The organism is Bradyrhizobium sp. 187 (assembly GCF_023101005.1).
Taxonomy (GTDB): domain Bacteria; phylum Pseudomonadota; class Alphaproteobacteria; order Rhizobiales; family Xanthobacteraceae; genus Bradyrhizobium; species Bradyrhizobium canariense_D.
On the sequence record NZ_CP064693.1, the window covers coordinates 6,284,867 to 6,297,055 of the forward strand.

At 62.6% G+C, this 12,189-nt stretch carries 13 protein-coding genes; 6 read left to right on the plus strand and 7 right to left on the minus strand.

The window, feature by feature from the left end:
* Positions 1-118 precede the first annotated feature (118 nt).
* A complete protein-coding gene (locus tag IVB19_RS30350) occupies positions 119-913 on the minus strand; it encodes a MetQ/NlpA family ABC transporter substrate-binding protein (protein WP_247820484.1) in 795 nt (264 codons plus the stop codon).
* Between the two features lie 390 nt (positions 914-1,303).
* Here IVB19_RS30350 and IVB19_RS30355 point away from each other — a divergent pair, with 390 nt between their 5' ends.
* Positions 1,304-3,091 (plus strand): peptide ABC transporter substrate-binding protein, encoded by a 1,788-nt coding sequence (locus IVB19_RS30355; protein ID WP_247401769.1) that lies wholly within the window; start codon positions 1,304-1,306, stop codon positions 3,089-3,091.
* A gap of 47 nt (positions 3,092-3,138) precedes the next feature.
* Here IVB19_RS30355 and IVB19_RS30360 read toward each other — a convergent pair whose 3' ends face one another.
* From IVB19_RS30360 to IVB19_RS30375, 4 genes are all read right to left on the minus strand, one after another.
* Positions 3,139-3,324 carry a hypothetical protein gene (locus tag IVB19_RS30360; protein WP_018453934.1) on the minus strand — a complete coding sequence of 62 codons (186 nt, stop codon included), beginning with the start codon at positions 3,322-3,324 and terminating at the stop codon, positions 3,139-3,141.
* Positions 3,325-3,445: 121 nt separating this feature from the next.
* Positions 3,446-3,658 carry a hypothetical protein gene (locus IVB19_RS30365; RefSeq protein WP_143273036.1) on the minus strand — a complete coding sequence of 71 codons (213 nt, stop codon included), beginning with the start codon at positions 3,656-3,658 and terminating at the stop codon, positions 3,446-3,448.
* Positions 3,658-3,840 carry a hypothetical protein gene (locus IVB19_RS30370; RefSeq protein WP_143273038.1) on the minus strand — a complete coding sequence of 61 codons (183 nt, stop codon included), beginning with the start codon at positions 3,838-3,840 and terminating at the stop codon, positions 3,658-3,660. The genes IVB19_RS30365 and IVB19_RS30370 overlap by 1 nt, the downstream gene beginning before the upstream one ends.
* Before the next feature lie 120 nt (positions 3,841-3,960).
* The gene (locus IVB19_RS30375; RefSeq protein WP_007614011.1) at positions 3,961-4,155 is read right to left on the minus strand and encodes a hypothetical protein; all 195 of its coding nucleotides are present in this window, start codon (positions 4,153-4,155) and stop codon (positions 3,961-3,963) included.
* A gap of 86 nt (positions 4,156-4,241) precedes the next feature.
* Between IVB19_RS30375 and IVB19_RS30380 the strand changes: the two genes are divergently transcribed.
* Positions 4,242-4,757, plus strand: coding sequence for a YciE/YciF ferroxidase family protein (locus IVB19_RS30380; protein ID WP_018453931.1), 516 nt, complete (start codon positions 4,242-4,244; stop codon positions 4,755-4,757).
* A gap of 62 nt (positions 4,758-4,819) precedes the next feature.
* Here the strand turns inward: IVB19_RS30380 and IVB19_RS30385 are convergent, their stop codons facing one another.
* On the minus strand, positions 4,820-5,677 hold the full coding sequence (locus tag IVB19_RS30385; RefSeq protein ID WP_018453930.1) for an SDR family oxidoreductase: 858 nt from the start codon (positions 5,675-5,677) through the stop codon (positions 4,820-4,822).
* A gap of 63 nt (positions 5,678-5,740) precedes the next feature.
* A complete protein-coding gene (gene treZ, locus IVB19_RS30390) occupies positions 5,741-7,552 on the minus strand; it encodes a malto-oligosyltrehalose trehalohydrolase (RefSeq protein ID WP_247453319.1) in 1,812 nt (603 codons plus the stop codon).
* Positions 7,553-7,830: 278 nt separating this feature from the next.
* On the opposite strand from treZ, the gene IVB19_RS30395 reads away from it, so the two are divergent.
* The 4 genes from IVB19_RS30395 to IVB19_RS30410 all read left to right on the plus strand — a co-directional run bounded on the left by IVB19_RS30395 (position 7,831) and on the right by IVB19_RS30410 (position 12,186).
* Entirely contained in the window at positions 7,831-8,088 is a 258-nt protein-coding gene (locus IVB19_RS30395) for a DUF3606 domain-containing protein (RefSeq protein ID WP_018453928.1), read from the plus strand.
* Positions 8,089-8,131: 43 nt separating this feature from the next.
* Positions 8,132-10,369, plus strand: a complete 2,238-nt coding sequence (glgX, locus tag IVB19_RS30400) for a glycogen debranching protein GlgX (RefSeq protein WP_247401737.1) — start codon at positions 8,132-8,134, stop codon at positions 10,367-10,369.
* 105 nt (positions 10,370-10,474) lie between these two features.
* Positions 10,475-10,768, plus strand: a complete 294-nt coding sequence (locus IVB19_RS30405; RefSeq protein ID WP_026232628.1) for a hypothetical protein — start codon at positions 10,475-10,477, stop codon at positions 10,766-10,768.
* Between the two features lie 146 nt (positions 10,769-10,914).
* On the plus strand, positions 10,915-12,186 hold the full coding sequence (locus IVB19_RS30410; protein WP_018453925.1) for a DUF892 family protein: 1,272 nt from the start codon (positions 10,915-10,917) through the stop codon (positions 12,184-12,186).
* The last annotated feature ends 3 nt before the right edge of the window (positions 12,187-12,189 follow it).

Genomic DNA, 12,189 nt, shown 5'->3' on the forward strand with positions numbered 1-12,189 from the left:
GGATAGGTCCCGATGATGTCGGTTGCCGCAGCTCCAGACAAGCGGGCATTGCGCAGGGCTAGTACGCAAGCCCGCCCGCCGGGATCGCCCTGAGCTGAACTTTGGCTGGGCAGACTGCCTACCAGCTCGGCAGAACCGCGCCCTTGAACTTGGTCAGGATGAACTCGTTGACCTCCGCCGTGTGATAGCTGTCCACCAGGATCTTGACCCAGGGCTTGTCCTTGTCGACCGTGCGAACGGCGATGAGATTGACGTAGGGACCCTTCGGGTCCTCGCGCAGGATCGGATCCTTGACGGGATCGAGGCCAGCCTGGGTTGCATAATTGGTGTTGATCGCGGCGGCGTCGACGTCGTCGAGCGCGCGCGGCGCCTGCGCCGCGTCGACCTCGATGAACTTCAGCTTCTTGGGATTCTCGGTGATATCGAGCACCGTCGGCTTGAAACCCGTGCCGTCCTTCAGCTTGATCGCGCCCTTGTCGCGCAGCAGCAGCAACACGCGGCCGCCATTGGTCGGATCGTTCGGGATCGAGACCTTGCCGCCCTCGGGGATATCGGCGAAGGCCTTGTGCTTCTTGGAATAGACGCCGATCGGGAAATTCACGGTCAGGCCGACGGCTTCGATCTTGTAGCCACGGTCCGCCTTCTGATTGTCCAAATATGGTTGGTTCTGGAACGAATTGGCCTGGATCTCGCCGGCATCGAGCGCGGCGTTCGGCACGACGTAGTCGGAGAATTCGATGAGCTGGATGTCGAGACCCTGCTTGGCGGCGATCGGCTTCACCGCCTCGAAGATCTGGGCGTGCGGCCCCGGCGTCACGCCGATCTTGATGGTCTCGCCTGAAGCGGCGGCCGACCAGGCGGCGAGCACGGTCGCAAGGATCAGGGTGGAACAGAACGACATCTTGGTCTCCATGACTCGGCAATGATTGGAACCGTATTCGCTTCTCCGCGGCGCGAAATCAATGAAATGTAAATCCATATTGACCGATTGACGCGGACCACGCTTCTCCGTTCGACCGCATGTGGGGAACGAATGCATCTGCGCAAGCGTGAGACGCGTCACGACAAAACCCACGGATCGTTGCCCGTAGCCCGATGGAGCGATGCGCAATCCGGGGCGCCGCCAGCGCGGCTGGACTTATCCTGGTTGCGCTCGGCTCCATCCGGGCGTCAGACCTCTCCCCACACATTCGTCATTTCGCCGCAGGGTTTTCTGACCTTGGTGGCATTGCCGCCTCGCCCATGATCAAACATGATGGGCCTTGGCCGGTGACGACTTGTCCTTGAAGTGGGGGATCATCCGATGAACGAGAACGAAATCCGCAAGTCCATCACTGAGGTGCAGCAGGGCACCTTGTCGCGACGCTCGTTCATGCAGACGATGGCTGCGATCGGGATCGCGGCGCCTGTCGCGAGCCAGATCCTGGTCTGGAACGACGTGGCGATGGCGGACGCCACCCTGCCCTACAAGCCGACCAAGGCCGGCGGCGGCGGCCCACTCAAGATCCTGCTCTGGCAGGCCCCTACACTGCTCAATCCGCATTTCGCGCTCGGGACCAAGGACCAGATCGCCTCGCGCGTCTTCTTCGAGCCGCTCGCCGGCTGGGACAAGGACGGCAACCTCGTCCCCTGCCTCGCGGCCGAGGCTCCGTCCAAGCAGAACGGCGGCCTTTCGCCGGACGGCCTGAGCGTGACCTGGAAACTGAAGCAGGGCGTGAGATGGCATGACGGCAAGCCCTTCACCGCCGACGACGTCGTGTTCACCTGGCAATACGCCTCGGATCTCGCCACGGCGGCGTACACTACGGGGTCTTACAAAGACATCACGGTCGAGAAGATCGACGACCACACCGTCAAGGTGCTGTTCAAGGCGCCGACGCCGTTCTGGGCCGATCCCTTCGTCGGCTCGGTCGGTCCGATCCTGCCGAAACATCATTTCGGCGACTATGTCGGCGCGAAGTCGCGCGAAGCGCCCGGCAATCTGAAGCCGGTCGGCACTGGTCCCTACAAATTCGTCGAGTTCAAGCCGGGTGACCTGATCCGGGCCGAACGCAATCCCGACTATCACGTCAAGAACCAGCCGCATTTCGACACGCTCGAGATCAAGGGCGGTGGCGATGCGGTGTCCGCGGCGCGCGCCGTGCTGCAGACCGGCGAATACGACTATGCCTGGAACATGCAGGTGGAGGAGGAGGTCCTCAAACGCATGGAGGCCAGCGGCAAGGGCAAGCTCGACGTCACGCCATCAGGCAACGTCGAATTCATCATCCTCAACACGACGGACCCCTGGACCGAGGTGGACGGCGAGCGCTCAAGCCCCAAGACCAAGCACCCGACGCTGTCCGATCCCGCCGTTCGCCGCGCGATCAATCTGCTGATCGACCGCGAGTCGATTCAGAAATTCATTTACGGGCGCGGCGGCGTCGCCACCGCGAGCTTCGTCAACGCGCCCAAACAGTTCAAGTCGCCGAAGCTGAAATACGAGTTCGACGTCGACAAGGCGAACAAGATCCTCGACGAGGCCAGCTGGGCCAAGGCCGCGGACGGCATCCGCGAGAAAGACGGCAAGAAGCTCAAATTCGTCTTCCAGACCTCGACCAATGCGCCGCGTCAGAAGACGCAGGCCATCATCAAGCAGGCCTGCCAGAAGGCCGGGATCGAGATCGAAATCAAGGCGGTCACGGCATCGGTGTTCTTCTCGTCCGACGTCGGCAACCCCGACACCTACTCCAAGTTCTATGCCGACATGGAGATGTACAACACCACGCAGCCGCAGCCCGACCCGGAGCGCTTCCTGAACCAGTGCGTCTCCTGGGAGATCTCCAACAAGGAAAACAAATGGCTCGGCCGCAACGTCTCGCGCTGGTCCGATCCCGAGGCCGACAAGGCCTACAAGGCTGCGCAGAACGAGCTTGATCCGGTCAAGCGGGCCGCGCTGCTGATTAAGGTCGACGAAACCTTTTGCGAGGCCAACGTGTTCCTGCCGCTTCTATCCCGCAACATCGTCAACGCAGGGGTCAACAACCTCATGGTCGACATGTCGGGATGGGACGTCACGACCTGGAATCTGGCGAGTTGGTATCGCAGCTGACGCCGGAGAGGCTGAACGCGCAAACTCCGCCTCGGCAGACCACCAGCTCAATCCCTGCCGGCGAATTGACGGTCGAGGTTTGACGCCGCGTCGGCGCTTCTGAGCCGTTTCATCAGCTCATCCCGCTCCTTGCCGTCGGGCAACGCCTCGGCCTTTTCACGGATGGTCCTGGTGAACTCCGCAAGCCGTTCTTGCAGAGTGGTGGTTTGCTGAACGCGACGCCGCCTGAGCACGATCGGGTCTCCATCTCATGGCACCATGCGGTGCCTTTCCGGATTGCCGATGATAAGTGCGAGCGCAGCCATGTCTGTATCAAATGATATAGTTCACGCCATTGGTGCCGACACCCTTTGTTCACATGTGAACAGTGGGAGCCACCTTCACCTGCCGCTCCGGAACGAAAATGGCGGCTGTTACATTGACGCGGCGAGACAGCACGGACGCGCCATGGGCAAGATATTGATCAGCACCGCCGTCGTAAGCCTGGCGCTCATCATTGCCTTCGCGGTCTATGTCATCACTCTCTGAATTGCCAAGTAGAAGCGAATGATGGTGCGGCTCGGACATCAACCGCGCGCGCAGCAATCGACCAACAGGTCCCAGATCCGCTGCGCCTCGCGCGATGCGCTGCTTTCCGGCCCCTTCTCCGGGTTGGACTGCGAATAGTCCGCCACCGGACGTTCCTCGCGAGGCACGATCCATCGCTGGGAGATCGGGTCGTACCATTTTCCGATCATCATTTCAGTCACGCCGATCGACTCACCGATTTGATCCTGGGCGAGCTACGGCTCACGGGCTTCGTCAATCCCATTCACCGCGCCTCGCCCATTTTACAAATCGGCTTCTGACACAATCGTTCCTGCCGCGGCTCAGCCAGGCCGTGCCGGATGAAGCGTACGGGGATGCCGCTCGTGCAGCAGCCGCGCGAGCTCTTCCCGCTCCGCAGGACGCCCCTTCATGGCGGTCTCGAACAGCGCTTCCTGGATGTCGCGGGGCATGTCACCCCACACGTCCATCGCCGCTCGTCCGAGCAGGCCCGCAAGATGATCCGCACCATCGCTCATTCGGCTCTCCTGATCTGATCACGGGAATGGAACAGCTAGGGCTGTGCAGCGTTCCAGTTCCATCATTGTCAAAGGAGACGTCGTTTATGGGATTCTTCACCAAGGACATCAAATCGATGGAAGACCTGCTGCTGCACGGCCTGCAGGATATCTATTACGCGGAACAGCAGATCCTCAAGGCTCTGCCGAAGATGATCGAGAAGGCGACAAACAGGGACCTTGCCGCCGGCTTGAAAGCCCATCTGGAGGAGACCAACAAGCAGGTCGACAGGCTCGGCAAGGCATTCGCGAAGCTCGGCAAGGAGCCCAGCGGGACACACTGTCCCGCCATCGACGGCCTCATCAAGGAGGCCGATGAGACCGCGGGCGAAATCGAGGACAAGGCCGTGCTCGATGCCGCGATCGTGGCCAACGCACAGGCCGTCGAGCATTATGAGATGTGCCGCTACGGCACGCTGATCGCATGGGCGGAGGAACTCGGGCACGACGACATCGTGCGCTTCCTCACGACGAACCTGAATGAAGAGAAGGCCGCCAACACCAAGCTGAACACCGTGGCGCTTCGCAAGGGCGTCAATGCCAAGGCGTCCAGCGCGGCTTGATCGAGACGTACTGAACGTGGCGGTCCTGCTCGCGGGTCGCCACGTTCCCGTTGCACGATCGCTTAGATAAACGGCTTGCCGCCGGTGACCGCCAGGGTCGCTCCCGACGTGTAGCTCGAGAGCGGATCGGCGAGCATGACATACGCGGTCGCGAGTTCGGCCGGTTGGCCGGCCCGTTGCATCGGCACTTGCTTGCCGAAGTTCTTGACTTTGTCCTCCGGCATCGTCGACGGAATCAGCGGCGTCCAGATCGGACCCGGAGCGACCGCATTGACCCGAATGCCCTTTGCCGCCAGCATCTGCGCAAGGCCGCCGGTAAAGTTCTGAATGGCGCCCTTGGTCGTGGCATAGGCCAGCAGGGTTGGATTCGGCATGTCGGAGTTCACCGACGCGGTGTTGATGATCGCCGCTCCCGGGCGCATGTGGGGGACCGCAGCCTTGGTGAGATAGAACATGGCGTGAATGTTGGTCTCGAACGTCCGCTGCCATTCCTCGTCGCTGATCTCAGCGATCTCCTTGAACGTGTCCTGATGCGCCGCGTTGTTGACGAGGATGTCTATTGCGCCGAACGCCTCGACGGTGCGCTGGATGATCGCGCGACAATGATCGGGATTGCGGATGTCGCCGGGGATCAGGACGACCTTGCGTCCCTCGCGCTCCACCAGCGTCTTGACTTCAGCGGCATCCTCGTCCTCGTTCAAATAGGCGATGACGATGTCGGCACCTTCCCGGGCATAGGCGATCGCGACCGCGCGGCCGATGCCACTGTCGCCACCGGTGATGATTGCCTTCTTTCCGGACAGTCGCCCGGAGCCCTTGTAACTCTCTTCGCCGTGATCCGGTCGTGGATTCATCGCGCGGGTCGAACCGGGCATCGATTGCTGCTGGGACGGATAAGGCGGCTTTGGATATTCGGTCATGGAGGGGCTCCAGGGATTTACTCCGCTAACGGAAAGCTTTCGGAAGCGTTCCTCGCGGTTCCATCACGCCTCGTGGCCAAGCCGCACGATGATGTCGCTCGGCAACAGCGCTGGCGCGTCGGCGGCGCCCAATCGCCATAGGCTCTCGCCCGCGACCAGCGCCGGCATGGGCAGTTCGTGGTCGGCGAAATTGGCAACAATCTGCAAGATGTCTCCCTTCTGCGTCCGCCAACCGGCATCCAGGCCGCCCTTACGCTGGTTCTCCCCCAGCAACCTGCAATGAGCCGAAACGAAACCCCGTTTGATCAGCGGAACGATCTTCTCGCGCCGTATCTTCAGCAATCGGGCTGTGAGGCCGCGAAACCTGGCGCTGGCGGGAGAGCGGTCGATGCCGGCCCAGTCGAGCTTCGATGCCCCGAAGGTTTTTTCATCGCACGGATCCGGAATCCTGGCGCGCATGCCGGGCGTCGAGAACGCCTTGAAGTGCGCGAACTCCTTGCGCCGCCCTTCCCGCGTCAGCTCGGCAGCTTCGCCGGACCAGTCTGCGAAAAACAGGAATGGCGTCTCGGCCGCGGCTTCCTCACCCATGAACAACAGGGGAATATGCGGGTTCAAGAGAACCAGTGCCATGGCCTGGTCCAGCTTCTCCGGACCGACCAGCGCGGAAAGCCGCTCCCCGAGCGCGCGGTTGCCGATCTGGTCGTGGTTCTGGGCGAAGAAGATGGTGGCATCAGGCGGCAGATGCGCGCTCGGCTCGCCGCGCGGTTCGTCATGCAGCGGAAAGATTTCGCCCTGGTAGGCAAAGCCCTCGGTGAGCGCTCGCGCGAGATGTTCAAGCGGCCTGTCTGCGAACGCGCGATAATAGCCTTCGTCCTCGCCCGTCAACAGGACGTGGAGCGCGTTGTGAAAATCATCGCCCCATTGCGCGTCATAGAGCCGGGTTCGCCCCTGAGCACGGTCGAGCAGGCGGGCCTGATTGGCCTCGTTCTCCAGCATCAGATGCACGCGCCGGTCCGGCAGCTGACTGCGAACCGTCTCGGCAAGCTCGATCAGGAAATGGCGGTCGGAATCGTCCTTCAGGGCGTGAACGGCGTCGAGCCGCAAGCCGTCGAACCCGTAGTCGCGCAGCCACATCAACGCGTTCTCGATCAGGAACTCGCGCACGAACGCGCCGTCGTGTCCCTCGAGGTTGACGGCAGGGCCCCAGCCGGTGCTGTGGCGCGCGGTAAAGAAACTTTCCGCATAGAGGTGCAGATAGTTCAGCTGCGGTCCGAAATGGTTATAGACAACATCGAGATAGACCATGATGTCGAGGGCATGCGCCGCGCGTAACAGCCGCTTGAGGTCTTCCGGCCTGCCGTAGCGCGCATTCGGCGCATTCAGCAGCACGCCGTCATAGCCCCAATTGTGCCGGCCGGGGACATCATTGAGCGGCATCAGCTCGATTGCGGTAATGCCGAGATCGCGCAGATAGGGCAACTTCGTCTCGACGCCGGCATAGGTGCCCTCCTCACTGAAGGTGCCGACGTGCAACTCGTAGATCACGGCCTCCGCCCAAGGGCGGCCGGGATAGAGCACCGAGTCTCGGAACGCCGCAGTGTCCACCACCTCGCTCGGGGCCCCGACGTCGTCCGGCTGGAAGAACGAGGCGGGATCGGGAACGACCAGGTCTTCGTTGATCCTGAACTGATAGCGCGTGCCGACATGCGCGGCGGGACTCAACGCCTGGTACCAGCCATCGTGGTCGCGCATCATCCGGAGTGGCGGCCGGCCGGCTTCGAGCAATTCGACCGATTGCGCCGTCGGCGCCCACAGATTGAAGCAGACCCCGTGGTCGAGACATCGAGGGCCGTGGTGTCGCGCTGGCCCAGCCATTCCCAAACTGTGACTCAAACCTGGCCGCCTTTGCGTGCATGGCTGGAAGTTACGGCACGCTTCGCGAGGCTCGATTTTACGATCGCTTGAGCATGCTCAACGGGAGAAGCCGAGATGTGGGCATTCGTTCCTCAGCCGGCGCCACACCGATGCGCCATGTGCGTTGTGTGCACTTTTGGGCCGAGGTGCGGCGACGATGGGTTGGGGAAGATCACTGTTGCAAACAGGGAACGGAATCGCCGGGGCGACGGTTGCAACTCCACACGGGAGTTTTCGTCATGCGCCGCTCGAAGCCACAGCCGATCCGCAACAAGCTCGACCTCGCCGACCGTACTCAGGTGCGCCTCGTCAGAAAGCGTCTCGGACTATCCGACGCAGAGCTGACCAGCATCGTCGAGCGGATTGGCAACTCGATTGCGGCTATCAGCAAGGAGGCGGCGCTGCAAAGGGCAACCACGCTGCCGAAGCCGGACGATGTGCCTCCTGTCGCGGTGATTACTTCTGCGACCGTCGGCGAGCAGGCGACGCGGAAGTGACGGCAACCTCACCAAATTCTTCAGGGGCTATTCGGGGGCAGCGATGGATCAAACGGTACATTCAGACGACACCCTGACGCGGGCGGCCTCGAGCCTGCGCCGCTCCCGCATCAGCGAGGGCAAGCCGTTTCCGCTCGGCGCCACCTGGGACGGGCTCGGCGTCAATTTCGCGCTGTTTTCAGCCCATGCCACCAAGGTCGAACTCTGCCTGTTCGACGACAGCGGCGAAACCGAACTGGAGCGGATCGAACTCCCCGAATATACCGACGAAGTCTGGCACGGCTATTTGCCCTCGGCCCGCCCCGGCACCGTCTACGGCTACCGCGTCCATGGCCCCTACGAACCCGACGCTGGACACCGCTTCAATCCCAACAAGCTCGTGCTCGATCCCTACGCCAAGCAGCTGGTCGGCCGGTTGCGCTGGGGACCGGAGCTGTTCGGCTACCAGCTCGACCATGCCGACAAGGATCTCTCCTACGACGAACGCGACAGCGCGCCCTTGATGCAGAAATGCCGTGTCATCGACCCGGCCTTCACCTGGGGCGCCGCGCGCAAGCCGGAAGTGCCGTGGGAGCGGACGATCGTCTACGAGATGCACGTCAAGGGGTTTACCCAGTTGCATCCGCTGGTGCCCGACGCAGACCGCGGCACGTTCTCCGGTCTCGCGCACTCGGAAGTTCCGGCCTACCTGCGCTCGCTTGGCATTACCAGTGCAGAATTGTTGCCGATCCATGCCTTCGTTGACGACAGCTATCTGGTCGAGAAAGGCTTGCGCAATTACTGGGGCTACAACTCCCTTGCCTTCTTCGCGCCGGAGCCGCGTTACCTCAGGACGCCGTTCGCGAACGAATTCAAGGCCATGGTCAACCAGTTCCACGCCCATGGCGTCGAGGTCATCCTCGACGTCGTCTACAATCACACCGCTGAAGGAAACGAGCTCGGCCCAACCCTCTCGTTCAAGGGCATCGACAACGCCAGCTATTACCGCCTGCTGCCGGACCAGCAGCGCTACTACATCAACGACACCGGTACCGGGAACACGGTGAACCTGTCGCATCCACGCGTGCTGCAACTGGTCGCGGATTCCCTGCGCTACTGGGCGACCGAGATGCGGGTCGACGGTTTCCGCTTCGATCTCGCCACCATCCTGGCGCGCGAACCTTACGGGTTCGATGAAGGCGGCGGCTTCCTCGATGCCTGCCGGCAGGACCCCGTGCTTTCCAGCGTCAAGCTGATCGCCGAGCCCTGGGACATCGGTCCGGGCGGCTATCAGGTCGGTCAGTTTCCGCCGGGATGGGCGGAGTGGAACGACAAGTTCAGGGACACCGTGCGCGCCTTCTGGAAGGGCGACGAGGGATCGATCGCGGACTTCGCCAAGCGCGTGTCCGGATCCGGCGATCTCTTCAACAAGCGCGGCCGCCGGCCATGGGCCAGCGTCAACTTCGTCACAGCCCATGACGGCTTCAATCTCAATGACCTCGTCTCGTACAACGACAAGCACAACGAAGCCAATGGTGAGGATAATCGCGACGGCCACAGCAACAATCATTCCTGGAATTGCGGCGCCGAGGGACCGACGGACGATCCGGACATCACGGCGCTGCGCGAGCGCCAAAAGCGCAATCTGCTGGCGACCATGCTGTTGTCGCACGGCACGCCTATGCTGCTTGCAGGCGACGAATTCGGACACACCCAACACGGCAACAACAACGCGTACGCCCAGGACAACGAGATCACATGGCTCGACTGGCTCCGCATCACCGCAAATGGCCGCAGCCTGCGCGAATTCACGCGCAAGCTGATCGCCACGCGCAAGGCATTTCCGATTCTTTACCGCAGCCGCTTCCTGGTCGGCTCCCACAATGAAGAGCTGGACGTGAAGGACGTGACGTGGCTCGCGCCGTCCGGGGAGGAAATGACGACGGACCAGTGGCAGGACGGTAACGCCAAATGTTTCGGCCTGCTGCTGGACGGCCGCGCCCAGGAGACCGGGATCAAGCGCCGCGGCTCGGACGCAACCATGCTGCTGATCTACAACGCCCATTACGACGTCGTGAATTTCACCTTGCCCGCAGTCGCCGAGGGACGCAGCTGGATCGGGTTGATCGACACCAATCAACCGGAGGGGCAAATGCCCGCATTCGAGTTCGGGCACGTTTATGCGATGACGGGGCGATCCCTCGTGGTGTTCGGTCTCGCCACCGAAACCATCGCCACGCGCCGCCTGCGCCAGGGCCTCGGCGCGCTGCTGGACATCGTGGAGGCGCCGCTGCCGGGGTAGTTGGTCGTGACACGGTGAGCCGACGCTTTCGAGTTGATGACGACAGGGAACGCACGCAGGTTATCGGCGTTCGAGTAGATGGGGCATCAGTCGGAGAACACCGAGATGAAGTTCACAGGTGCCGTTATCCTCGCCGCTCTCGCGCTGCCTGGAGCAGCCTGGGCGCAGGCCAGCAAGCCTGACGTTTCGTCCGCGCCGAGCGCGCAGAATTCGGGTGCCGGCATTGCCGGGCAGCCCGGCAACAAGAACGGGCCGGCCGCAAAGCCTGGTGAGACCGTCGGATCGAGTTCGACGAGCTCCACTGGCAACACCGCCGTGCAGTCGCAGGACCCGTCGAATATTCAGGGCGCGCCAGGCAACAAGAATGGGCCGCCCGCCAAGCGTCCGGACCAACGCTAAACGAATACGCCCACAATCCTGCCGATCGACTCGAACGACCTGCGCCCGATATCATCGGCGCAGGTCGTTTCGCGAGGAACGAACGCTAAAGCCGCCCGTTCGGAAGACATCCTCTTTCCTGTCCTCCCAATACGAGAGTCCCCACCATGTATCACCACGTCAAGAAGCTGATGTTCACCGTTCGCGTCGACGAGCCGGATCCCCGCTTCGGCAACATGCTGCTGGAGCAGTTCGGCGGCGCGAATGGCGAGCTCGCCGCCGCGATGCAGTACTCGATCCAGGGGTTGAACTGCGAGGATCCCGATCGCAAGGACCTGCTGATGGACATCGGCACCGAAGAGCTCAGCCATCTGGAAGTGGTCGGCACGCTGGCGCGGATGCATCTCAAGCCGTCGAAGTTCGACCGCCAGGCGGCCGAAGCCGATCCCCTCATCGCCATCGCCGGCGGCGGCGGCGTCAATCTCTTCAACTCCCAGGGCAATGCCTGGACCGCCGACTATCTGAAGATCACCGGCGAGCTTGACGTCGATCTGCGCAGCAACATCGCCGCGGAGGCGCGGGCCAAGATCGTCTACGAGCGGCTGATCAATTTCTGCGACGACGCCGGCAGCAAGGACGCGCTGCAGTTCCTGATGACCCGCGAGATCACGCACATGAAGGCGTTCGCGCTCGCGCTCGAGAGCATGGGCAAACCAGCGTTCAGCATCGGCCGCATCGCGCCGACGCCCGGCCTCGTGGACCAGTTCTTCAACGATTCCACCGGCGCCGGCGACCATGGCGAGATCGACACGCGCGGCCCGTGGAACGAGGGCGGCGACTGGGTGTTCACGGAGTCGCCGGCGATCCAGGCGGGCGAACCGGGTCCGGCCTCGGCCATCGTCACCGAGAGCTCGCCGCCCGCGGACGAAGCGGGTCTCGGCGATCTGCTCATCAACGAGCTGCGCGATATCCTGCATGCCGAGAAGCAATTGACCAAGGCGCTTCCCAAGATGGCGGAGGCCGCCCGCTTCGATCAGTTGCGCGAGCTGTTCGAGCAGCACCTCGCCGAGACCGAAGCGCAGGTCGAGCGCATCAACGAATGCTTCGAAATGCTCGGTAAATCCGCCCGCGCCAAGCCCTGCAAGGGCATGATGGGCCTCGTCGAGGAAGGCCAGGAGATCATGGCCGAGGGCGAGGACAAGGAGGACGCGGCGGCCGACCTCGCCCTGATCGGCGCAGCGCAGCGCGTCGAGCATTACGAGATCGCGGGCTATACCACGGCGCGCAACCTCGCCCAGCAGCTTCGCCACAGTGCCATTGTCGCCCTGCTGTCGAAATCGCTCGCCGAGGAGGAGAACGCCGATCAGCTTCTCAACCAGGTGGCTCGCTCGCTGATGTCGGTGGCGAAAATGCCGGCGGCAGTCGAGCAGACCGAATGATCC